The sequence below is a fragment of the Roseobacter sp. HKCCD5988 genome, assembly GCF_037830355.1.
Lineage (GTDB): Bacteria > Pseudomonadota > Alphaproteobacteria > Rhodobacterales > Rhodobacteraceae > M30B80.
On record NZ_JBBLYJ010000001.1, the window covers coordinates 1,512,175 to 1,533,857 of the forward strand.

At 55.9% G+C, this 21,683-nt stretch carries 21 protein-coding genes; 9 read left to right on the top strand and 12 right to left on the bottom strand.

Annotated features, from left to right (window positions below; translation table 11 throughout):
- Window positions 1-68 precede the first annotated feature (68 nt).
- On the bottom strand, window positions 69-1,397 hold the full coding sequence (locus tag AAC636_RS07475) for a LysM peptidoglycan-binding domain-containing protein (RefSeq protein WP_340300963.1): 1,329 nt from the start codon (window positions 1,395-1,397) through the stop codon (window positions 69-71).
- 210 nt (window positions 1,398-1,607) lie between these two features.
- Here AAC636_RS07475 and AAC636_RS07480 point away from each other — a divergent pair, with 210 nt between their 5' ends.
- Window positions 1,608-2,162 (top strand): LOG family protein, encoded by a 555-nt coding sequence (locus AAC636_RS07480; protein WP_340300964.1) that lies wholly within the window; start codon window positions 1,608-1,610, stop codon window positions 2,160-2,162.
- On the opposite strand, the gene rarD is transcribed toward AAC636_RS07480, so the two are convergent.
- The 6 genes from rarD to AAC636_RS07510 form a co-directional block, all read right to left on the bottom strand.
- Entirely contained in the window at window positions 2,147-3,019 is an 873-nt protein-coding gene (gene rarD, locus AAC636_RS07485; RefSeq protein ID WP_340300965.1) for an EamA family transporter RarD, read from the bottom strand. The two genes, AAC636_RS07480 and rarD, sit on opposite strands and share 16 nt — an antisense overlap.
- A 175-nt stretch (window positions 3,020-3,194) precedes the next feature.
- Window positions 3,195-3,797 (bottom strand): superoxide dismutase, encoded by a 603-nt coding sequence (locus AAC636_RS07490; RefSeq protein WP_340251125.1) that lies wholly within the window; start codon window positions 3,795-3,797, stop codon window positions 3,195-3,197.
- Window positions 3,798-3,877: 80 nt separating this feature from the next.
- Entirely contained in the window at window positions 3,878-4,435 is a 558-nt protein-coding gene (locus AAC636_RS07495) for a sarcosine oxidase subunit gamma (RefSeq protein WP_340300966.1), read from the bottom strand.
- The gene (locus tag AAC636_RS07500) at window positions 4,428-7,430 is read right to left on the bottom strand and encodes a sarcosine oxidase subunit alpha family protein (RefSeq protein ID WP_340300967.1); all 3,003 of its coding nucleotides are present in this window, start codon (window positions 7,428-7,430) and stop codon (window positions 4,428-4,430) included. The genes AAC636_RS07495 and AAC636_RS07500 overlap by 8 nt, the downstream gene beginning before the upstream one ends.
- Entirely contained in the window at window positions 7,427-7,747 is a 321-nt protein-coding gene (locus tag AAC636_RS07505) for a sarcosine oxidase subunit delta (RefSeq protein WP_340300968.1), read from the bottom strand. The genes AAC636_RS07500 and AAC636_RS07505 overlap by 4 nt, the downstream gene beginning before the upstream one ends.
- A 43-nt stretch (window positions 7,748-7,790) precedes the next feature.
- Window positions 7,791-9,035, bottom strand: coding sequence for a sarcosine oxidase subunit beta family protein (locus AAC636_RS07510; RefSeq protein ID WP_340251119.1), 1,245 nt, complete (start codon window positions 9,033-9,035; stop codon window positions 7,791-7,793).
- A 241-nt stretch (window positions 9,036-9,276) separates the two neighbouring features.
- Here AAC636_RS07510 and ccmI point away from each other — a divergent pair, with 241 nt between their 5' ends.
- From ccmI to AAC636_RS07525, 3 genes are read left to right on the top strand one after another with little or no spacing between them, the layout of a single operon-like run.
- Window positions 9,277-10,524, top strand: a complete 1,248-nt coding sequence (gene ccmI / locus AAC636_RS07515) for a c-type cytochrome biogenesis protein CcmI (RefSeq protein WP_340300969.1) — start codon at window positions 9,277-9,279, stop codon at window positions 10,522-10,524.
- Window positions 10,521-11,012 carry a Holliday junction resolvase RuvX gene (gene ruvX / locus AAC636_RS07520; RefSeq protein ID WP_340300970.1) on the top strand — a complete coding sequence of 164 codons (492 nt, stop codon included), beginning with the start codon at window positions 10,521-10,523 and terminating at the stop codon, window positions 11,010-11,012. The genes ccmI and ruvX overlap by 4 nt, the downstream gene beginning before the upstream one ends.
- A gap of 14 nt (window positions 11,013-11,026) precedes the next feature.
- Window positions 11,027-11,257, top strand: coding sequence for a DUF1289 domain-containing protein (locus AAC636_RS07525; protein ID WP_340300971.1), 231 nt, complete (start codon window positions 11,027-11,029; stop codon window positions 11,255-11,257).
- Here the strand turns inward: AAC636_RS07525 and dusA are convergent.
- Together dusA and AAC636_RS07535 are read right to left on the bottom strand one after the other, a co-directional pair.
- Window positions 11,254-12,246: a tRNA dihydrouridine(20/20a) synthase DusA gene (gene dusA / locus AAC636_RS07530; protein ID WP_340300972.1), complete on the bottom strand. Its 993-nt coding sequence runs from the start codon at window positions 12,244-12,246 to the stop codon at window positions 11,254-11,256. The two genes, AAC636_RS07525 and dusA, sit on opposite strands and share 4 nt — an antisense overlap.
- Window positions 12,247-12,271: 25 nt before the next feature.
- Window positions 12,272-12,802: a GNAT family N-acetyltransferase gene (locus tag AAC636_RS07535; protein WP_340300973.1), complete on the bottom strand. Its 531-nt coding sequence runs from the start codon at window positions 12,800-12,802 to the stop codon at window positions 12,272-12,274.
- Window positions 12,803-13,010: 208 nt separating this feature from the next.
- Between AAC636_RS07535 and AAC636_RS07540 the strand changes: the two genes are divergently transcribed.
- From AAC636_RS07540 to AAC636_RS07560, 5 genes are all read left to right on the top strand, one after another.
- Window positions 13,011-14,501 carry a SulP family inorganic anion transporter gene (locus AAC636_RS07540; RefSeq protein ID WP_340300974.1) on the top strand — a complete coding sequence of 497 codons (1,491 nt, stop codon included), beginning with the start codon at window positions 13,011-13,013 and terminating at the stop codon, window positions 14,499-14,501.
- 12 nt (window positions 14,502-14,513) lie between these two features.
- The gene (locus AAC636_RS07545; protein ID WP_340300975.1) at window positions 14,514-15,386 is read left to right on the top strand and encodes a universal stress protein; all 873 of its coding nucleotides are present in this window, start codon (window positions 14,514-14,516) and stop codon (window positions 15,384-15,386) included.
- A 104-nt stretch (window positions 15,387-15,490) separates the two neighbouring features.
- Complete coding sequence (locus AAC636_RS07550) at window positions 15,491-17,644, top strand: FAD-dependent oxidoreductase (protein WP_340300976.1); 2,154 nt, start codon at window positions 15,491-15,493, stop codon at window positions 17,642-17,644.
- Window positions 17,641-18,258, top strand: a complete 618-nt coding sequence (locus AAC636_RS07555) for a CDP-alcohol phosphatidyltransferase family protein (protein ID WP_340300977.1) — start codon at window positions 17,641-17,643, stop codon at window positions 18,256-18,258. The genes AAC636_RS07550 and AAC636_RS07555 overlap by 4 nt, the downstream gene beginning before the upstream one ends.
- A gap of 12 nt (window positions 18,259-18,270) precedes the next feature.
- Window positions 18,271-18,789: an ATP-binding cassette domain-containing protein gene (locus tag AAC636_RS07560; RefSeq protein WP_340300978.1), complete on the top strand. Its 519-nt coding sequence runs from the start codon at window positions 18,271-18,273 to the stop codon at window positions 18,787-18,789.
- Here the strand turns inward: AAC636_RS07560 and AAC636_RS07565 are convergent.
- The 3 genes from AAC636_RS07565 to AAC636_RS07575 form a co-directional block, all read right to left on the bottom strand.
- Entirely contained in the window at window positions 18,786-19,556 is a 771-nt protein-coding gene (locus tag AAC636_RS07565) for an ATP-binding cassette domain-containing protein (RefSeq protein WP_340260603.1), read from the bottom strand. The two genes, AAC636_RS07560 and AAC636_RS07565, sit on opposite strands and share 4 nt — an antisense overlap.
- 2 nt (window positions 19,557-19,558) lie before the next feature.
- A complete protein-coding gene (locus AAC636_RS07570) occupies window positions 19,559-20,671 on the bottom strand; it encodes an ABC transporter permease (RefSeq protein WP_340251095.1) in 1,113 nt (370 codons plus the stop codon).
- An 86-nt stretch (window positions 20,672-20,757) separates the two neighbouring features.
- Window positions 20,758-21,669: a sugar ABC transporter substrate-binding protein gene (locus AAC636_RS07575; RefSeq protein ID WP_340251093.1), complete on the bottom strand. Its 912-nt coding sequence runs from the start codon at window positions 21,667-21,669 to the stop codon at window positions 20,758-20,760.
- Window positions 21,670-21,683 lie beyond the last annotated feature (14 nt).

Below are 21,683 nucleotides of genomic sequence, written 5' to 3' on the forward strand. Positions count from 1 at the left end.
AAACGTAAAGAAGCGGGGCGCTGATGACCAGAGCCCCGCTTGAGCGATCCCGCCCCTACCCCCGCGACCTATTGCGCAGGGATGGTGAAGACCTGACCCGGATAAATCAGATCGGGATCCCGAATTTGGTCGCGGTTGGCATTGAAAATCTGAACATAGTCAAAGCCAGACCCTAGCATATTTTCGGCAATTCCCCATAGCGTAAAGCCACGTTCAACTGTCACCACACGAATGGCGTTTTGCGCGCCACCTGCGGCATCCGCAATCTCAGCCGCAGCCTCGCGGATAAAGCTGGTTTCAGACCGCGCGATCACTGTGCCATCCGCGGCCAGTTGATCTATGCGCAGATCATAAGCACCTGCGGCAACATTGGCGACATCGGCGCGCCATGTGCCATCTTCGGCGCCTGTCACCTCAGCCACAAGCGCGTTGTTGAGGTAAACCCGCAAAGCAGCGCCGCTATCGGCACGCCCCGCAATTTGAACATCCCCCGCACTGGAATAGCTGACCGTGTCAATGCTGAGGGCCGCGCCATCGGTGCTGCCACCTTGCACTAGCGAAACCTCCTGCCCGTCTGATTGCAGAACGATGGGCGTTGTGGTGCTTTGGGTCACTGTTTCCGCCTCGTCTGTAGCCTCTGCAACAGTCACAGGCGCGGCAATTGGGGCCACGACCAAGGTTTGTGCTGCAGCCACCCGCGCACCTGTCTCATCGGTCGCTTCAACCGACAAAAGACGCGGACTGTCCGAAGGGGAAAGTTTGGACAAAAGCACGAAATTGCCGGCTCGATCCGCAGTAGCATCCGCGCTATCTACCCCATCCAGCAAAAGATAAATCTCGGCATTAGGCATCGCGCTGCCGGCGATCACGGTCATGCCATCGGGCGAGACACGGATAACATCCAAAACAGGCGCGGTCGTGACCACGGCCTCAGCCACATCAGCCGCCTCCTGCGCCGTAGAAGGTGTTTCGGGCGCAGTGGTTTCATCGCTCGCGGTTTCAGCAGCAGTGGTTTCTTCTGTGACCTCAGAGCTGACTTCTTCCGCAGCCGCTTCTACTGCGGTTTCAGAAGCAGCTGTTTCCTCTACGACCTCTGTACTGATTTCTTCCGATGCCACTTCTACTGCGGTTTCCGAAGCAGCGGTTTCCTCTGTAACCTCTGTACTAACTTCTTCCGCTGCCACTTCTTCTGCGGGCTCTGGCGCTGCCGTGCCGTTTGTGGCGTCATCTGCCGCGGCAGGCGCCTCTGCTACGGCCTCCTCACCAGCGCGGTCTTCGTTCACCACTTGCCAGCCCAAATAACCCAAAGCGGCGATGGCAAGGGCGATGATGCCCATCCCAAGCCCCGACAAGCCACCCGCAACTTTTGACCCGTTTGCCATATTTTCTACCTTCATGATCGCACCGCATTGCGAGCGTAAATATTTATCCCCAATCCGAAGGGCTTGCGCACATATTGCACCACGCTTAGCACCATCCGCAAGATGTTGCGAAACCTATCTGTCACAAAACTGCGCCACACTAACATCGCCGCAACAGTTGAGCCCTTTGTCGAACGCGGCTATCACAGAACCGACCCAATATGCAAAAACCAAAGGATAGGCCCGATGCGCGATTTTTCAGTTTGTGTCTTTTGTGGCGCGCGGGACGGGGCAAATCCCCTTTATGCAAAGGCCGCGCGCGACTTAGGCCTTGGGATTGCAAAGGCGGGAATGCGCCTTGTTTACGGGGCTGGTGATGTTGGGCTGATGGGGCATATCGCCCGCGCCGCGCAAGAAGCAGGTGGTGACACATTCGGGGTCATCCCAACCCATCTGATGGCCCGCGAGGTCGGCAAACGCGACCTGACGCGTTTTGTCATCACCGAGACAATGCATGAGCGCAAAAAGGTGATGTTCATGAATTGCGATGCGGTCGTGATGATGCCAGGCGGCGCTGGTAGCTTGGACGAGTTTTTTGAAGTGCTGACATGGCGGCAATTGGGACTCCATGATAAGCCCATTATCCTCATGAACACCGCAGGCTATTGGGACAGGCTGACCCATCTGTTGCACCATATCGTCACAGACGGCTTTGCCGATGCCAGCCTGTTGGGCTTTGTTGAAACGGTAGATACGCCTGCCGACACTTTGGCGCGGCTCTCTGCCTATCGCGCTGCCTGAGGGCGCATAGCCCCTACCGAATAGATTGCGAGTCCTGACCAGATCATTAGAAACGTAATTGTATGCCAAAGCGTCATAGCTTCGCCAAAAATGAGAACAGCCACGCTGAATTGTATTGTGGGATTAAGATATTGCACTAATCCGATTGTCGATAATGCAGTACGTTTCGAAGCATAAGAAAAAAGTATCATCGGTATAGCCGTCAGCGGCCCTGACAGTATCAATAAAATCAATTCTGTAAGGTCGGGAGAAAAGCCACTTTTGGTAGAATAGAGCCATGCAAGGTATGCCATAGCGAGTGGCATCAGTAGTGATACCTCTGCTGTCACCGAAACTACGGGTCCAGCAATTACGTGACGTTTGATTAAGCCATAAAAACCGAAGCTGAATGCCAAAATCAATGAAATCCAGGGCGCGACACCCAAGCCTAAGGTTAGTTGTACCACCGCAAGTCCCGCCAACAATACAGCGATCTTCTTTGATCTCGTAAACGGCTCTTTTAAAATGAATGCCCCAAGCGCTACGGCCACCAGCGGAAATATATAAAAACCGAGCGAACTTTGCATCAGATGGCCAAGATTTACCGAAACGATAAAAAAATACCAATTTGTTGAAACCAAAACTGCAGCAGCAAATACTTGAGATAACGAACGTTTGTTAGAAAGCACGACGCGCAATTCGCCAAGACGGGACTGGATTGATAAAACTATAACAAAGCAAACAGCTGACCATATCGTGCGGTGCGCAAGGACTTCTGAGGAAGTAATGTCCGACAGTAATTTATAATAAAGCGCGGAGAAGCCCCAAATCACGCAGGCCCCCACCATCGCCAAAACGCCTTTGGTGGCCTCTGTCATGAAGCATCGCCTTCGGTTCTGTGATTATGATCACATGTGAGGGGGGATTACGGGGGAGGTCAAGGGGGGGCATTTGCGATCGATGCCCAGCTTTGCATTAAATCTGACGGGAAAAGAAAAAACCCCCCGCTTTCGCGAGGGGTTATTGGTTCAATGAACGCTGCCCTCAAAGGGCTTAGCCCATCCGAGAGGCCACGTTTTCCCAATTCACGAGGTTGTTCAGGAAATTGTCCAAATAGGCAGGGCGCTTGTTGCGGTAGTCGATGTAATAGGAATGCTCCCACACATCGCAGCCCAACAGGGCCGTTTGACCAAAGCAGAGCGGGTTCACGCCGTTTTCGGTCTTGGTAACCTTAAGGCCGCCATCTTTGTCCTGCACCAACCAGCACCAGCCCGCACCAAACTGACCAGCGCCTGCGGCGGCGAAATCAGCCTTGAACTGATCAACCGAGCCAAAACTATCAACCAGTGCCTTTTCCAATTCCGATGGCATGGCCGACGAACCTGGTCCCATCATTTCCCAGAACTGCACATGGTTCCAATGCTGGCTTGCATTGTTGAAGATGCCGTTTTGGGCCACAGCGCCTGCCTGATAGGTGCCTGTGATGATTTCTTCAACAGATTTGCCTTCCCATTCGGTTCCTGCAATCAGCTTATTGCCATTATCGACATAGGCCTTGTGGTGCAGGTCGTGGTGAAATTCCAATGTCTCGGCCGACATCCCCTTTGCGGCAAGCGCATCATGGGCATAGGGCAGGTCAGGAAGTGTAAAAGCCATGGGTTTATCCCCTCGTCTCGCGGTTTCAATTTCTAGACCACAGATGGGGGGCATAGCCCCCAAAGGTCAAGGGGGGCAGATCAGAAATACCCCAACTCGCCGCCTTTTGCGCCAGAGACGCGGAGCAGGTCATGGACATATTGTTTGACCGAACGAAACGCAAAAAGCCGCGCTGTCTTTGGATCGGTCAACCAAACTGCGGCTGCCGCCTGTGCCACGCGACTGCGGCGCAATTCATTAACCCCAAAACTGTCGGGATGAAAATCCGCGGGCATCAGTTTGGCCAAACAATCGCGCAATGCGCCCGCTGTGGGTGCGGTGATCTCAAACACCGCGCGCGCATCGGACATATCGAGCGCCAAATGATGCAGCTTGGCCAATTTCTTGTCCAAACTGGCGACATGGGCAGCGCATTCCGCATAGGGGCAGAGGATCATCACCTCGTCATGTGACATCCATGCGACCCCATAGGCGCCCTTCTCAAGGATTGCGCGCGGGGCGGGCATGGCAAGGCCCGTGATGGCCTTGACCGCTGTCGCCACAGTTTTCTGGGACAGATCTGCGCGCAAGGTGATCATCCCTTGCAGTGGCAGTTCGCTGACGCTGACATAAGGTGTTAGGGTGCTGAGATCAGACATTTTGCTTCTCCCCCTCGGGATCAAAGAAGATGGTCGAACAAATCCGTGCCTTGATCTGACCACCCTTACCATCGGTGAGATTCACCACCTCGCCCATGCGATCAGGGCCATCATGGATCAGCGCCATCGCGATCCCGCGTTTCAGGGTTGGTGAATAATAGGTCGATGTCACCCGCCCTTGGACATTGTTCTGACCATTGGCGTTTTTGCCTGCGCGGATCACATAGGCACCTTCTGGCAGAACCCCACCATCCAGCGTCTCAAGACCGACCAATTTCCACCGATCGGGATTATCCATGAAACTCCGCGCCTGTGCGCGTTTGCCCAAATAATCCTCTTTCTTTTTGGAAATCGCCCAATCAAGGCCCAAATCCTGTGGGATTACCGTGCCATCGGTTTCATCCCCGATCATGATAAAGCCCTTTTCAGCCCGCATGACATGCAGCCCTTCGGTGCCATAGGGGGTAATGTTCCATTCTGCGCCCGCCTCAATCAGGCTTTTCCAGAAATCCAATCCCTGACTTGCAGGAACAGCGATTTCAAAGGACAGCTCACCCGAGAAGGAAATGCGGAACACCCGCGCCTCAAACCCGCCGATTTTCGCATCTGTCCACGCCATAAAGGGCAAGGCTTCTGCCGACAAATCCGTGTCAGAGCCGAGCTTTTCCAAAAGCTTGCGCGCATTTGGGCCAACCACGGCCACCTGTGCCCATCTTTCGGTCACATTGGCCGTGTATACTTTAAGGTCCCACCATTCGCATTGCAGCCAATCTTCCATGTGCGCGTGGATGTGATCAGCCCCGCCGGTGGTGGTATGCACGAGGAACGTCTCTTCATCGAGACGCGCCACAACGCCGTCATCCATCAAAAAGCCGTTCTCATTGCACATAAGACCATAACGGCAGCGGCCCGGTTTCAGGGTGCTCATCATATTGGTGTAGAGCATATCCATGAACCGCCCCGCATCAGGACCTTTGACGATGATCTTGCCCAAGGTCGATGCATCAAGCAGACCAAGCGAGCCGCGGGTGGCATTGATCTCGCGGGTCACGGCTGCGTGGCGATCTTCGCCCGCCCGTGGATAGCAATAGGGGCGCCGCCACTGACCCACTGGCTCAAAATCAGCGCCATGTTCAGCGTGCCAGTCAAAGATCGGGGTGCGGCGCAGCGGTTGGAAAACCGCGCCACGCGCCTCGCCTGCGATGGCCCCCATGGAAATGGGCGTATAGGGTGGGCGGAATGTGGTGGTTCCCACAGCAGGGATTTGCGCCTGAAGCGCATCAGCAAGCACCGCAAGGCCATTGATATTGCTAAGCTTTCCCTGATCAGTCGCCATACCCAATGTGGTATAGCGTTTGGTATGCTCAACGCTTTCATAGCCCTCGCGCGCGGCCAACTGAACGTCAGACACTTTCACATCGTTTTGGAAATCAAGCCACATTTTTGCACGTTTCTGAATGGGTGCGCGGGCGGGCATGATCCAAATCGGGGCCAAGGCCCCTAATTCAGGCTCCACCACTTTGGGCAGGCGCGATTTCACCGCTTGACCTGTGGCGGCCGCAACAGCCGCCTGCGCGGATTTCAAAGAGGCTGCTGCAGTGGAATACCCGTCTGCCGCCCCTGCCACAAAAACAAACCCTTCGCCATCATGGCTGAGCGGCGGGCGTGTGGGATCGGGGCGGAAGCAGGCCTGCGCCTCATCCCAAATCAGCTTGCCACCGCAATGTGACCACAAATGCACCACAGGCGACCATCCGCCCGACATGCCGACTGCATCACAGGCAATGACCTCGCCCGTGCTGCCATCACTGTCTTGCGTGCAGATTTTTACGCCAGTGACACGCTTGCCCCCTTGCGCCTCCGCAATGGCCATCCCCTTCTTGATCGAAATCCCCGCAGAACGGGCGGCTTCAATCAAATCTCCAGTTGCAGAGGGGCGTGGGTCGATAATGGCTGCAACCTCAAGACCCGCCTCTTTGGCGACCAAAGCACTGCGATAGCCATCATCATTATTGGTGGCGATCACGATACGCTTGCCCGCAGCCACGCCATAATTGACGATGTAATCGCGCAAGGCGCTCGCCAACATCACGCCCGGAATATCATTGCCTGCAAAAGACAGCGGGCGCTCAATCGCACCTGTCGCGGTGATGATGCGTGCGGCGCGAATACGCCACAACCGATGACGGGGGGCATCAACGCTCGGCGCATGATCCGTCACGCGCTCATAGGCCAAGGCATAGCCGTGATCATAGACCCCTGCCCCCATTGTGCGGGTGCGCAAGGTGACATTCTTCATCTTGCCAAGGGCGGCCAGTGTCGTGGTGATCCAGTCATCGGCAGATTTACCGCCCAATTCGATTCCATCGACAGGCGCGCGGCCACCCCAATGAGCGGTTTGCTCAACCAAAAGCACCCGCTTGCCTTGCTTGCCTGCGTCCAACGCAGCCTGAAGCCCTGCAATACCGCCGCCGATAATCAGCAGATCAACATGGGCGTAGAAATGCTCGTAACGATCTGCATCGCGATCTTTGGGGGCTTTGCCCAAACCCGCGGATTGACGGATAATGGGTTCAAACACATGCTTCCAAAACGGGCGCGGGTGAATGAATGTCTTGTAATAAAAGCCCGCAGGCAAGAACCGCGCAAGGTAATTGTTCACCACGCCGATATCGTTCTCAAGGCTCGGCCAGTGGTTTTGGCTTTGCGCCTGAAGTCCTTCGAACAATTCGGTGGTGGTCACGCGTTGGTTCGGCTCAAACCGCGCATCACGGCCCAAACCGACAAGCGCGTTTGGTTCTTCCGCGCCCGAGGCCACAATACCGCGCGGGCGGTGATATTTGAACGAGCGGCCCACCAACATCTGATCTTCCGCCAAAAGCGCAGAGGCCAGCGTATCGCCCGCAAGCCCACGCATTTTCTGGCCGTTAAATTCAAAAGAAACCGTGCGGGCCTTGTCGATCAGACGGCCGCCTTGAGGCAAACGATGGCTCATGTCAGGCTCCAATCAAGGCGTTTTGCCTGTATCTTTGCAATAATCTCTTTGGGGGGTTCGGGCGTTTGTGCGCTATAGGTTCCAAACACCTCTAGGGTCGCGGTGCAGCGCGCCGCCAAGAACCATTTGCCACAGCCATATGTGTGCCGCCAGCGTTCAAAATGCACGCCTTTTTGATTGTGCCGCATGAACAAATAACCTTCAAAATCCTCATCCGAAGATCCCGGGCCAAAGCGTTTGAGATGCGCCTCACCACCAGGGGAAAGTTCAGTCTCATCGGCGGAGACACCGCAATAAGGGCAGGTCAAAAGCAGCATAGCTGAACCTCGCTTTGGTAAATCTTAAACATCAAGGCAGGCATCAATGCGCCACCCCTGCGGCCACGCTTTCATCAATGAAGCGACCCTCGCGGAAGCGGTTCAGGCCAAACTCATCGGCCAAAGGTGAATGCCCTTTGGCCATAAGTTCCGCCATCGCCCAACCTGATCCGGGGATAGCCTTGAACCCGCCCGTGCCCCAACCGCAGTTGATAAAGCAATTTTCAACAGGGGTTTTGGAGATAATCGGGGAACGATCCCCCGTCATATCGACAATCCCCCCCCATTGGCGCAGCATCTTAAGGCGCGAAATCATCGGGAATGTCTCGACCAAGGCGCGCACCGTCTCCTCAATATGCTGGAAAGAGCCGCGCTGTGTATAGTTGTTATAGCCATCTGCGCCGCCGCCAATGACCATTTCACCTTTGTCGGATTGGCTCATATAGCCATGCACCGTATTGGCCATGACCACCACATCCATGCAGGGCTTAATAGGTTCGGATACAAGCGCCTGCAGCGCAACCGATTCAATGGGCAGACGGAAGCCTGCCATATCGGCCACATGGCTGGAATGGCCCGCCACCACGATGCCCAATTTATTGCAGCCAATGCGGCCCTTGGTGGTTTCAATCGCGCTGACTGCGCCATTTTCGCGGTGGATGGCTGTGACCTCGCATTGTTGGATGATGTCCATCCCCATCGCCGAACAGGCCCGCGCATAGCCCCAAGCCACCGCATCGTGGCGCGCCGTGCCGCCGCGCGCCTGCCACAGACCGCCCAAGACAGGATAACGCGGCCCCTCAAGATGGATGATCGGGCAAAGTTCTTTGACCTCGCGCGGGGTGATGAAGCGTGTCTCAACACCCTGCAGCGAATTTGCGTGTGCCGTGCGCAAATAGCCGCGCTTTTCATGCTCGGTCTGCGCCAACATGATCACGCCGCGCGGGCTGAACATGATGTTATAGTTCAAATCTTGGCTCAGGGTTTCATAAAGGCTGCGCGATTTCTCATAGATCGCGGCAGACGGATCTTGGAGATAGTTCGAGCGAATGATCGTGGTATTGCGCCCCGTGTTCCCGCCGCCAAGCCAGCCCTTTTCAATCACGGCCAAATTGGTGATGCCAAAATTCTTACCCAAGTAATAGGCCGTAGCCAAACCATGGCCGCCTGCGCCAATGATGATCGCGTCATACTGGGCCTTTGGTGTTGGGTTGCGCCACGCGCGTTCCCAACCTTGGTGATATCCCAATGCCTCTTTGACGATGGCAAAGACAGAATAGTGGCGCATGGCGAAAGACACTCCTGAAAACTTGTCTCTGTTTGGCCCTGTTCGGGACGCAAAAGGATACTGCGGGCGGCATATTTGCGCGCAAAAACGACCAGATGCAAAACGCAATTCCTGCATTTCTTGCCGTGCTTTGCGGGCCTGCGCAAGATGGTCGCGGCTTTGTGTCACGATTATCCTTTTGATCTGCGGGCCAAGGGCTTACATCTGGGCCAAGACGACATTTCGCAGGAGAATAGGCTTGATGGTTTTCTGGATCACAACTGCTGCAATTTCTGTGGCAGCTATCTTGATTTTGCTGCGTGCTTTTCTGCGCGGCGTATCCGAGACAACCCCAACCGAAGCCTATGATGTGCAGGTCTATCGCGACCAATTGCAGGAACTTGGGCGCGATGAAGCGCGTGGCGTGCTATCGCCGCAAGATGCAGAACGCGCCCGCGCCGAAGTTTCGCGCCGCCTGATTGAGGCAGACCGCGCCCTGCAAGCGGCCCAAGAGGCGGGAACGGGCCTAACCAATGGCAAGGTTCTGATCCCTGTGGGTTTGGTCGCAACGCTGGCTTTTGCGGTTTTGGTCTATGTGCAATTGGGGGTGCCCAATTATCCAGATATGCCGATTACAACCCGCATTGAACGGATCGAAGAAAATCGCGCCACCCGCCCCTCACAGGCCGAGGCGGTAGCCGAGGCTTCGGTGTCGGCCCGCCCTGCCATCCCCGAAAACCCAGAACTTGAGGCCTTGGTTGAACGTCTGCGCGCGATTATGACGGAGCGGCGCGATGACCCAACAGGGTGGCGCCTCTTGGCGGAAAACGAGTTGCGCCTTGGCAATTTCGAAGCTGCCGTGGCCGCGCAAGAACAGCTTGTCGGCCTGCTTGCCCCAGAAAGCCCCGAGGGCGTGGCCGCAAGGGCCAATCTTTCGGAAATGATGATTTTGGCGGCGGGCGGGTATGTTTCGCCCGAGGCTGAAGCCGTGTTGACCGAGACCATCGCGCAAGAGCCACGCAATGGAACCGCGCGCTATTACATGGGCCTCATGTATGCCCAAGGGGGCCGCCCTGATCTGGCCTATACAATCTGGCGCACTCTTTTGGCCGAAAGCACGTCTGATGCACCATGGCTTGAACCCATCCGTTTGCAGATTGAAGAAGTGGCCTTCCTTGCGGGTGATCCCATCAATGTGGATGACCTGCCTCAACCCCGCCGTGAAGACGCCAGTCTTCGCGGCCCCGATGCTGCGCAAATGGAAGCCGCTGCTCAAATGAGCGCCGAAGATCGCGCTGCAATGATTGAGGGCATGGTTGGCAATTTATCGGCCCGTTTGGCCAATGAGGGTGGCACTGTTGAAGAATATGCACAGCTGATTACGGCCTTGGGTGTTTTGGGCCGCCTTGATGAAGCGCGCACGATTCTGGCTGAGGCGCGCGCAAATTTTGCGGGCCAAGACGGCGCTGCGACAGTGCTGGACACTGCCGAGGCAGGCCTGTCCCAATGACCGAGGGTTTTGTCGACCTTCACGACTTTGCCGCGGCCACAGCGCCGCCCGCCGCGATTTTGGGTTTGGATTTTGGCACCAAAACCATTGGCATTGCCATCAGTGATTTGTTCCAAAGCGTTGCAACCCCTTTGGTCACAATCAGGCGCGAGAAATTCACCCAAGACGCCGCCGAATTGGCGAAACTGGTGGTGGCACGCGATATTCGCGGCCTGATCCTTGGCCTGCCCCGCAATATGGATGGCAGCGAAGGCCCGCGCGCCCAATCAACCCGCGCTTTTTTGCGCAATATTGGCCGATTTGAGGGCCTGTCGCATTTGCCTGCCGCGTTTTGGGATGAAAGATTATCCACTGTGGCCGCCGAAAGGGCGCTTTTAGAGGCGGATACGTCCCGAAAACGTCGCGCCGAGGTGATTGATGCGGTCGCTGCAAGCTATATATTGCAAGGATCACTAGATCGCATGCGGGTCATCCGCAGCGCAGAATAGAGGCAGGGCAGGCAATGGTGGATGAGGTTTGGTCGCGCGAAGAAATCGCTTCGCCTTGCATAAAAATCTGCCTTGTTCATCCGACCGAACGGATTTGCACAGGATGCTATCGCACGATTGATGAAATCAGCACATGGGGCCGCAAGTCACCCGAAGAACGCGCTGACATCATGAAGGCCCTGCCAAGCCGTGCAAATCTTTTGACCAAGCGCCGTGGCGGGCGCGCGGCACGGGGGCCAAACTAGGCAGGCTCACTCATCATTTGCATCGCGCGCGCAATCACCTTGGGACTTGCGTCGGCTGTTTGTGCCTCGGTCGATAAAATGCGCCGCCATGCGCGCGCGCCAGGCTGCCCCGAAAATAGTCCCAATATATGACGCGTCACATGATGCAACCGCCCGCCTTGCGCGATATGGCGCTCGGCATAGGGGATCATCGCATCGGCCACCTCATGCGCCGACAGCGCTATGCGCGGGTCATCAAAAATCACTGCATCCGCGTGGCCCAAGATCAAATAGGGGCTATGATAGGCCGCGCGCCCAACCATCACCCCATCAAGCCCATCCCTGAGGTGGGATGCGACCGCGTCTAGATCCTCAACACCGCCATTGATCGATAGAAGCAGGTTCGGAAATTCTTCCTTCATGCGCCGCACCAAGGCGTAATCAAGCGGCGGGATGGTGCGGTTTTCCTTGGGGCTTAGCCCCTCAAGCCACGCTTTGCGTGCGTGAATTGTCAGACGCCTGACCCCTGCCTCTGCCATCTGTTCCAAAAATGCGGGCAAAATCTCGGCGGGGTTTTGATCATCAACCCCGATGCGGCATTTCACCGTCACCTCGACAGTCGCAGCATCCTGCATGGCCCGCACGCAATCTGCGACAAGCTGTGGGGTTTTCATCAAAACCGCCCCAAAACAGCCCGATTGCACCCGATCAGACGGGCACCCCACGTTGAGATTGATCTCATCATACCCATAGGGCGCAGCAATTTTCACCGCCTGCGCCAATTCGGCAGGATCAGAGCCTCCCAATTGCAGCGCAACGGGATGCTCGGCCGCATCATAGGCCAAATGCCGTGAAGCCTCCCCATTCACCAAAGCAGCGGAGGTCACCATTTCGGTATAAAGCAAAGCGTGACGCGACATCAGACGATGGAAATAACGACAATTCCGATCCGTCCAATCCATCATGGGCGCCACGCTGAGGCGGGCATTGTGGGTGAGGGTCTGGGTCACATCATTACCGCGTTGGTGGTGGGGCCTACCAATATGCGGGGTTTTGCAAGGCAGGCGCACAGGTCGCGGGGCCTTCTAGCGGCAAAATCGGGGCCTTTGTCAAGGATTGTGCAATCCACCATTGCGGTTGGCTTAACGGGTAAGGTGCGGGCAAAACCGCAGGGTCAATGGTCGCAAACCCCGTTTTTCCGTAAAACGCAGGGTCGCCATATGTGACCACAATATCGCCCACCAACTGTGACAGGGCATAAGCAATCAACCCCTGCCCCACGCCCTGCCCCTGATGGTTTGGCAATACCGCCATTGGCGAGAGCAAGAACACAATTCTACTTGTCTGCGGAAAATAGAGCCGCGTGAAAATGACCGCGCCCACGCACAGGTCGCCCCCATGGGCAATAAAGGCTGCGATGTCATTTTCTGGGGTAGTTTTGATTAAGTCAGCCGCGAGTGCTGATACAAATCCCCCCTCCTCCGCCCCTGCAGAGGCGGTGAAGCTTTTCAAAAACACATCCGCAAAGGCGGCTGGATCAGGATTTATGGCACGGCTATACTGCATCTTTGGCAGCGTTAGCATCGGGCATCACGAACTCAAGCCAAAATGCGACTTTGCCCTCTGGGCTTGGCAAGTTCGGCTTTTCCCCCTAAAACCCGCCCGAACAGCATAGGGGGCGCACTGGCCCCTCGCGGCCAAAATCAACGCTTGATCACGCTGATCGGACATGACCCCGCCTTGGTATCCCAAGGCCGGCAAGGGACTAGATTTGATGATATCTCTCGCGCATTACCGCCATGAATGGACGCATAATATCCGTGGCGATCTTTTGTCAGGATTGGTTGTGGCCTTGGCCCTGATCCCTGAGGCAATCGCCTTTTCCATCATTGCGGGTGTTGACCCCAAAGTAGGCCTTTACGCCAGTTTCTCCATCGCTGTGATTTGCGCAATCACAGGCGGGCGGCCTGGCATGATTTCGGCTGCCACCGCCGCCACCGCCGTTTTGATGGTGACATTGGTGCGCGATCACGGGCTGCAATATCTCTTGGCGGCCACGGTTTTGGCGGGTTTTTTGCAAATCATGGCGGGTCTTTTGCGGCTGGGCTATGTGATGCGCTTTGTTTCAAAATCCGTCATGACAGGATTTGTGAATGCATTGGCCATCTTGATCTTCATGGCGCAACTGCCCGAGCTTGACCCGCGCAATGTGCCGATTTTGACCTATCCCTTGGTCGCGGCGGGGCTTGCGATCATCTACCTTTTCCCGCGTCTGACGCGGGCTGTTCCCTCGCCCCTTGTCACGATCATCGTGTTGACGGCCCTATGTGTGTTCATGGGGTGGGATGTGCGCACCGTGGGCGATATGGGACAATTGCCTGACACGCTGCCCGTATTTTTGATCCCTGATATCCCGCTGACATTCGAAACATTGCAGATCATTTTCCCGTATTCACTCGCCGTTGCGGTTGTTGGCCTGTTGGAAAGCCTGATGACACAGCAGATTGTGGATGATCTGACCGACACAGCGTCAGATCGCAATCAAGAATGCATCGGCCAAGGTCTGGCCAATTCCGCCACGGGATTTATCGGCGGGATGGCGGGCTGCGCCATGATTGGGCAGTCGATTATCAATGTAAAATCAGGCGGGCGCGGACGGCTTTCGACCTTTGTGGCGGGAATTTTCTTATTGATCCTCTGCGTCTCGCTTGGCGATGTTGTGGCGATTATCCCGATGCCTGCCTTGGTCGCGATTATGATCATGGTGTCGATTGGCACATTTTCATGGTCATCCATCACCAATTTGCGCGAGCATCCCAAATCCTCCTCTATTGTGATGTTGGCGACCGTGTTCTTTGTGATTTACACGCACAACCTTGCGATTGGCGTTTTGGTCGGGGTGCTTCTCTCTGGCATTTTCTTTGCGTGGAAAATCTCGCAGCTCTTTCGCGTTACATCGAGTATCACCGCCGATGGACGCCATCGCAACTATCGGATTGAAGGCCAGCTTTTCTTTGCCTCCTCCGAAGATTTTATGAAGGCCTTTGATTTCCGCGAAGCCTTGGATCGTGTCACCATTGATCTGACCCATGCCCATATCTGGGATATTTCATCCGTGGCAGCCTTGGATATGGCGATTTTGAAATTCCGCCGCGAGGGTGCTGAGGTTGAGGTCATCGGCCTAAACGAGGCCTCAGAGACCATCGTTGATAAACTTGCCATTCATGACAAACCTGGCGCTTTGGATGCGCTGACGGGCCATTGAGGGGATTGTGTGATGACCGATAAACCAAACCTGATGGCGCTTGTGGATGCCTCGGCCTATTCCGAAAGCCTGTGCCATTACGCAGCATGGATCGCACGGCAGAACGCGTGGAAGGTCAAGCTTTATCATATCTTAGGTCGCCGTTCGGGGCATGATCGGGGGGATTATAGCGGCGCAATTCGCCTTGGTGCGCGCAGCCGCCTTTTGGCCGAGCTGTCACAAATTGACGAAGCCCGCGCAAAATTGGCCCAAGAGCAAGGCCGCGCTGTACTAGAGGATGCCGCCGCCCTTATCAGCGCCGAGGGGGTCGAGGTCGAAACTCGCCTGCGGCAGGGGGATCTTGTGGATACAGTGGCTGACAAAGAACAAGCGGCTGAAATGATCATGATCGGCAAACGTGGCGAAGCGGCAAGCCACGCCATGGCGCATCTGGGGTCAAACCTTGAACGGATTTTGCGCAGCGCGCACCGCCCCGTCTTTATCGCCAATCGCAGCTTTGCCGCTATTTCAAAACTTTTGATCGCATTTGATGGTGGGGCCTCTGCCACAAAGGCAGTCGATTATGTCGCCACTTTGCCCGCGTTTTCAAAGCGCGCCGTCACTTTGGTTTTTGCGGGAACACCAAGCGCCGAACAAATCACAGCGCTTGAGGCGGCAAAAAACCGTCTGACCGCGGCAGGAATGGGCGCTGACATCCTCATTGAGGCGGGCGAGCCCGAGCACCTGCTTGCGCGGCTCTGTGACAGTGACAGCAGCACTGGCGCCGCCCATGATCTCTTGGTGATGGGGGCCTATGGCCACAGCCGTGTGCGCCAATTGATGATCGGCTCAACCACCACGCAGATGATCCAATCCTGCAAAGCCCCCGTTTTGGTCATGCGGTAACACCCCCCTCACATGGGTGTGAGGGAGAGAAATAAGACTAGGCGCGCGCGGGATTCTTCTTCAAAAGCGGTGAAACGCTGTCGCATGAGGCTAAGGGGACCAAGATGAAAAAACGCGCAATAGCCGCATTTTTGGTGGCGCTGATTGTCTTGGGGTTTTGGGCTCTATCCACGCTTGATTTATCGCTTGAGGGGCTGCGCGACTTTGTCGATGACGCGCAAACATGGCGCGACCAAAATGCAGGGCTTTTGTGGGGCCTCTATTTCCTGATCTATGTGGCGGTCACGGCGCTGTCTCTGCCCTTGGCGGTTTGGATGACCTTGGGGGCAGGAGCAATTTTCGGCTTTTGGTCAGCGCTGTTGATGGTGTCCTTTGCCGCATCCCTTGGGGCGACCTTGGCCTTTCTCACCGCCCGCTATCTGGCACGGGATTGGGTTATGGGCCGATTTGGCGCGCGGCTTGAGGGGGTCAATCGTGGGCTTGCACGCGATGGGGCCTTTTACCTCTTTACCTTGCGCCTTGTGCCGATTGTCCCCTTTTTCGTGGTTAATCTGGTAATGGGCCTATCGCCAATGAAGGCCTTGACCTTTTACGGGGTAAGCCAAGCGGGGATGCTTGCAGGAACGGCCGTTTATGTGAACGCAGGCACGCAATTGGCAACGATCACAGCCGTTGCTGATATCCTGTCGCCCGCGCTGATTGGATCTTTTGCAGCGCTTGGCCTTTTTCCATGGATTGCAAAATTTGCAATTGCGCGCATCAAACGCTATCGCGCCTATCGCCCCTATACGCGCCCTGCCCGTTTTGATCGCAATCTGATCGTGATTGGCGCAGGCGCGGCTGGTCTTGTTTCGGCCTATATCGCCGCTGCGGTCAAGGCCAAGGTCACCTTGGTTGAGGCAAGCGAAATGGGGGGGGATTGCCTCAATTTTGGCTGCGTCCCCTCAAAGGCATTGATCAAATCTGCCGAGCGCGCCCATGACATTGCCCATGCCGAGGAATACGGCCTCATCGCCACGCCCCCCAAGGTGGATTTCCCGCGCATCATGGCCCGCATTCATGCGGTGATTGAAACCATCGCGCCCCATGACAGCGCAGAGCGCTACGAGGGTTTGGGGGTTGAAGTGATCAAAGGCTATGCCCGCATCCGTGACCCTTGGCATGTTGAGATCACGCAAAATGATGGCAGCGTCACGACCTTATCCACCCGCGCGATCATCGTGGCCACGGGCGCATCCCCGACCATCCCCCCCATCACGGGCCTGTCCAATGTGCCCTACCTGACCTCTGACACATTGTGGTCAGAGATGAAAACCCGTGAAACCGCCCCACAATCCATGGTGGTTTTAGGGGGTGGACCAATTGGCTGCGAATTGGCGCAAAGCTTCGCGCGGCTTGGGGTTCAGGTCACACAAATCGAACGCGCGCCGCGGCTTTTGGCGCGCGAGGATGAGGAGGTCAGCGCCGCCCTTCAGGCCGCGATAGAGGGGGATGGGGTTGCCGTCAAAACAAGCACCACGGCGCAATCCGTGAGCCGTGCGGGTGATCAGATTGCCGTGGAAATCGAAGGGCCAGAGGGCCGTGAGGTGATCCTGGCCGATAATCTTTTGGTTGCAGTCGGGCGCAGCCCGCGCCTGACGGGGTTTGGCCTTGAAGAATTGGGGATTGTCACAGATCGCAAGGTCGACACGAATGACTATTTGCAAACCCTTTTCCCCAACATCCTCGCCGCAGGCGATGTCGCAGGCCCTTATCAATTCACCCATACGGCAAGCCACGAGGCATATTACGCCGCCGTAAACGCGCTGTTTGGGGATATTAAGCGCAGCAAAGCCGATTATCGCACCATTCCTTTTGCGATTTTTACCGATCCCGAAATCGCCCGCGTTGGCCTGTCCGAAGCCGAGGCCCGAACCAAGGGCGTGGCCTATGAGGTCACGCGCTATGATCTCGATGATCTTGACCGCGCCATTGCCGATGGCACCACAAAGGGGTTTGTAAAGGTGCTGACCGCAAAAGGCAGTGACCGCATTCTTGGGGCCACGATTATCGGGGAAGAGGCGGGAAATCTCTTGGCCGAATTCACCTTGGCCATGAAACACGGGCTTGGGCTGAACAAAATCTTGGGCACCATTCACATTTATCCAACCCTCGCAGAGGCGAATAAATATGTCGCGGGGAATTGGCGCAAAGCACGCGTGAACCCCCGCGCCCTTGCGCTGCTGCAGCGGTTTCACGCCTGGAGGCTGGGAAAATGATCGATGCCCGCCTATTGCCCCTGCAACGCCGCCTGACCCGACCCTTTGCCGAAGCCTTGTACAAGGCCGGTATCAGTGCAGATCAGATCAGTTTGTTTGGCTTTGCTCTGGGGCTGTGCGCCCTGCCTGCGCTTGCCATGGGGCACTTTGGGCTGGGTCTTATGTTCATCCTGCTCAACCGCCTTTGTGACGGGTTGGATGGGGCTGTGGCGCGGATCGCGGGGCCAACAGATCGGGGCGCGTTTTTGGATATCGCGCTTGATTTTCTCTTTTACGCGAGCATCCCAATTGGGTTTGCGCTCTTAGATCCGACCCGCAACGCCCTTCCTGCTGCGCTCTTACTGGCCAGTTTCATTGGCACGGGCGTGTCATTTATGGCCTATGCGGTGATTGCCGCGAAACGCGGATTGCACTCTTCAGCCTTCCCACAAAAAGGGTTCTATTATTTGGGCGGCCTGACCGAAGGGGCCGAAACAATTGCCGCATTTGTGGTCTTTTGCCTTTTCCCCATGGCCTTCCCCGCCTTTGCGTTTATTTTTGCGGCGGCCTGCGCCATTACAACACTCACCCGCCTCATCGCGGCATGGGTGGCTTTTTCACCGAACACGCATTGAGAGAGAGACCTCATGATCAAACGCCTTTTGGCGGCAATCGCAGGCCATCTTGACCCATCCGTCACGGCGACTGGTCATGTGACCCTTGAGGGGCAAGACCTCGCCCCACTGGCCCCCGAAACGCGCGGGGTGGGCATGATTTTTCAAGATCCGTGCCTCTTTCCCCATCTCAGCCTTGGTGACAATCTTGCCTTTGGCCTGCGGTCAAGCGCCGACCGCGCGGCGCGCCGCGCAAGCATAGAGGCAGCCCTTGAGACAGCGGGCCTTGCGGGCCTCTATGGGGCAGACCCCGACACCCTTTCAGGCGGCCAGAAATCCCGTGCCAGCCTGATGCGCAGCCTCTTGGCAGAGCCACGCGCGCTGTTGATGGACGAGCCTTTTTCGGCCTTGGACATGGAATTGCGAGATGAGATGCGCCGCTTTGTTTTTGCACATATCCGCGCGCGCAATATTCCTGCGGTTCTGGTTACACATGACCCCGCGGATGCAGAGGCCGCGAACGGCCCCTGCTGTCAGTTACAGCGAGATTAGATCGCGTCTAGCTCTGCCTTAAGGTCGCCCATCTCAGCGCCCCCTGACATCAAGCGGCGCATTTCCTTGTCACCGATCTCGGCAGCGGTGCCCGCCCCAATCGTTTTACCAAGCGCAAGGAACGTGTAGCGATCCCCCACCAGACGCGAATGGATTTCGTTATGCGTGATGAAAATAATCGCAATGTCCCCGCGTGCGCGGACGCGTTTGATTGTTTTCAAAACACCCATCTGCTGACGCTGACCAAGGGCTGATGTTGGTTCATCCAAGATCAAAACCTTGGCCCCGAAATAAATCGCACGCGCAATCGCCAATGTCTGACGCTGTCCGCCCGACATTGTGCCAACCGCCTGCGTGGGGTCAGAGAAATCAATACCGATTTTCAGCATCTCATCATGCGCAATCTGGTTCATTTCATTCATGCGCAAGCTGCCAAGGGGCCCTGTCAATTCACGACCCATAAAGAAATTACGGGTGACGCTCATCAACGGGTTCAGGGCCAAATCCTGATACACTGTGCCAATGCCAGCCGCAGACGCATCCCGCGGCGAGCGGAAGGTGACAGGTTTGCCTTCGATATAGATTTTGCCTTCGGTGGGTTGGTGAACACCTGCAAGGGTTTTGATCAGGGTCGATTTGCCCGCCCCGTTATCCCCCAGAAGGCAATGCACCTCACCTGGAAAGACCTCAAGGTCAACACCACCAAGGGCTGTGAAAGGGCCAAAGCGTTTGACCAGATTTTCTACGCGAAGATATGGTTCGGCCATGGTTAAATCCCTCCCGTAATACGCTTGCGGATACGCTCATTGGCGAAAACCGCAGCAAGCAGGATACCGCCAAGGAACACGCGGAACCATGCGCCATCGATAGCAGGAATGAAGAACACCGCATTCGCCACAAGGCCAACGGTAATCGCCCCAAAGACCACGCCAAGGATGGATCCAAAGCCGCCCGTCATTAGTGTGCCACCCACAACCGCGATGGCAATCGCGAACAATTCCATCAAATTGCCTTTTGCGGCATCTGATGTGTTGGTGTCATACACCTGACATGCGGCAAACATCGTGGCGCAAAAGGCGGTGAACATGAACAGGCCCACTTTCACCTTATCGACTGGTACGCCATTGGCCCGCGCGGCCTCTTTGTTATCGCCTGTCGCATAAATCCAGTTGCCGATTTGCGTGCGGCTAAGCACGAAATAGGCCACGCTTGCGATCACAATCCACCAGAAAAACCGCGCGTCAAACCCGTGAACCCATTGTTCGCCATTGCGATTAAGATTACCGCCAAGCGCGAACCAAATATCATAGAACCACCCGAAAACCTCGCCGCCCATGATGTCGGCGAACCAGCTTTCCAGTTTAAAATCTTGCAAACCCGAGATTTGGGTCGATTGGTTGATCAGGCGGAAGCAAACTTCGGTAACCCCGCGCAAGAAAAACAAAAACGCCAAGGTCACGATAAAACTCGAGAGGCCAGATCGCACAACGATCATGCCAATCACCCAACCAATCCCCAAGGTCATCGCAAGGGTGATGAAAAACGCTGCGGCGGGGGTTGCTTCGCCCAGACCAAAGGGCAAACCCCATTTCAGCATCATCGCCATCGACATGCCCGCAAAGCCAATCATCGAACCGATTGACAGGTCAAATTCGCCTGCAATCATCAGCACAGCGGCCCCTGTGGCAATGATCCCATATTGGGCAATAATCGCGATGTTATTTTTCAGACCCAAGGGGTTAAACGCCTTACCATCCGAGGCAATCGCCAAGGCCACAATGATGATAATCATCACCACGAAAGAGCCGATCTCGGGACGGCGTAAGATTTTTTGAAAGGCAGTTTCTTGTTGAAGCCTGTTCGCTTCGCTTCGATCGGCCATATCTCACATCCTGTTTTTATCTGGATTTTGAAGCTGAAAACAGGCGGGAAATCCCGCCTGTTTCATGTTTTGACTGATCAAAAAACTTAGCGATCGATACCTGCGAGTGCAGAAACCGATGCCGCGTTTGATGCATCCACAAAGCCTGGGCCAGATGGGATGTTCGCACCAGGCAACAGGCCTGCGCCTGTGTTGTAGAGGTGCAGAACGATCACAGGCATATAGCCCTGCAGACGCTGCTGCTGGTCGATTGTGAAGGCCGCATCACCTGCTTGGATCATGTCCATAACGCCGGGGGAAAGGTCGAAACATGCCAAATGCACGTCTGCGCCAACTTCCTTGATCGCGCGGTTTGCCGCTTCACAGACATGTGGGCCAACAGCCAAAACGCCATCGATGGATGCGTCTGCCTGCAGCGCCGCTGCGGTACGGGTTTCGATCTGTGCAGGGTCGTTTGACACGTCAATCATGTTCAGATCGCCGCCGACACCTTCGAAGTAGCCTGTGCAACGATCCACAAGCGCGGTGTTGAACGCTTCTTGGTTCAAGCAAAGCCCGTTGGTCACGCCTTCTGCTGCGGCGCGCTCACCTGCTTTTTGACCTGCCAAACGCTCTGGCTGACCTACGTGCATCAAGGCACCAAGCGCTGCGGATGACTCAAGACCTGAGTTCATAGTAACCACAGGAATGCCGTCCGCAACAGCGGACCGGATTGCTCCACCAAGCGCGTCTGCGTCAGGCAGCGATACGATGATGCCATCGGGCTGCGTTGCTGCTGCGGCTTCGATCAGCTGCGCCATTGCAGCCATGTCGCCAGATACGTCAAAGTTATATTCAAGGGTCGCGCCTACAGCCTCAGCTGCATCACGACCACCTTTTTCCACAACAGGCCAGAACGGGTCTGTGCCCTGCGTGTGGGTGATCATAACATAACGCTCAGCATGTGCCGCACCTGCCATCAAAGCAGCTGCTGCAGCGGTGAGAATGAGTTTCTTCATGGTCTTCCTCCCAA

Bases quoted from the DNA above. Each gene is read 5' to 3' on its own strand.
- AAC636_RS07480 (WP_340300964.1), top strand. From the start codon at position 1,608: ATGCGCGATTTTTCAGTTTGTGTCTTTTGTGGCGCGCGGGACGGGGCA.
- AAC636_RS07575 (WP_340251093.1), bottom strand. From the start codon at position 21,669: ATGAAGAAACTCATTCTCACCGCTGCAGCAGCTGCTTTGATGGCAGGT.
- AAC636_RS07550 (WP_340300976.1), top strand. From the start codon at position 15,491: ATGAAAAAACGCGCAATAGCCGCATTTTTGGTGGCGCTGATTGTCTTG.
- AAC636_RS07545 (WP_340300975.1), top strand. From the start codon at position 14,514: ATGACCGATAAACCAAACCTGATGGCGCTTGTGGATGCCTCGGCCTAT.
- AAC636_RS07475 (WP_340300963.1), bottom strand. From the start codon at position 1,397: ATGAAGGTAGAAAATATGGCAAACGGGTCAAAAGTTGCGGGTGGCTTG.
- AAC636_RS07525 (WP_340300971.1), top strand. From the start codon at position 11,027: ATGGTGGATGAGGTTTGGTCGCGCGAAGAAATCGCTTCGCCTTGCATA.
- AAC636_RS07535 (WP_340300973.1), bottom strand. From the start codon at position 12,802: ATGCAGTATAGCCGTGCCATAAATCCTGATCCAGCCGCCTTTGCGGAT.
- AAC636_RS07565 (WP_340260603.1), bottom strand. From the start codon at position 19,556: ATGGCCGAACCATATCTTCGCGTAGAAAATCTGGTCAAACGCTTTGGC.
- AAC636_RS07505 (WP_340300968.1), bottom strand. From the start codon at position 7,747: ATGCTGCTTTTGACCTGCCCTTATTGCGGTGTCTCCGCCGATGAGACT.
- AAC636_RS07495 (WP_340300966.1), bottom strand. From the start codon at position 4,435: ATGTCTGATCTCAGCACCCTAACACCTTATGTCAGCGTCAGCGAACTG.
- AAC636_RS07500 (WP_340300967.1), bottom strand. From the start codon at position 7,430: ATGAGCCATCGTTTGCCTCAAGGCGGCCGTCTGATCGACAAGGCCCGC.
- AAC636_RS07570 (WP_340251095.1), bottom strand. From the start codon at position 20,671: ATGGCCGATCGAAGCGAAGCGAACAGGCTTCAACAAGAAACTGCCTTT.
- AAC636_RS07555 (WP_340300977.1), top strand. From the start codon at position 17,641: ATGATCGATGCCCGCCTATTGCCCCTGCAACGCCGCCTGACCCGACCC.
- AAC636_RS07510 (WP_340251119.1), bottom strand. From the start codon at position 9,035: ATGCGCCACTATTCTGTCTTTGCCATCGTCAAAGAGGCATTGGGATAT.
- AAC636_RS07560 (WP_340300978.1), top strand. From the start codon at position 18,271: ATGATCAAACGCCTTTTGGCGGCAATCGCAGGCCATCTTGACCCATCC.
- AAC636_RS07540 (WP_340300974.1), top strand. From the start codon at position 13,011: ATGATATCTCTCGCGCATTACCGCCATGAATGGACGCATAATATCCGT.
- AAC636_RS07490 (WP_340251125.1), bottom strand. From the start codon at position 3,797: ATGGCTTTTACACTTCCTGACCTGCCCTATGCCCATGATGCGCTTGCC.
- ccmI (WP_340300969.1), top strand. From the start codon at position 9,277: ATGGTTTTCTGGATCACAACTGCTGCAATTTCTGTGGCAGCTATCTTG.
- rarD (WP_340300965.1), bottom strand. From the start codon at position 3,019: ATGACAGAGGCCACCAAAGGCGTTTTGGCGATGGTGGGGGCCTGCGTG.
- ruvX (WP_340300970.1), top strand. From the start codon at position 10,521: ATGACCGAGGGTTTTGTCGACCTTCACGACTTTGCCGCGGCCACAGCG.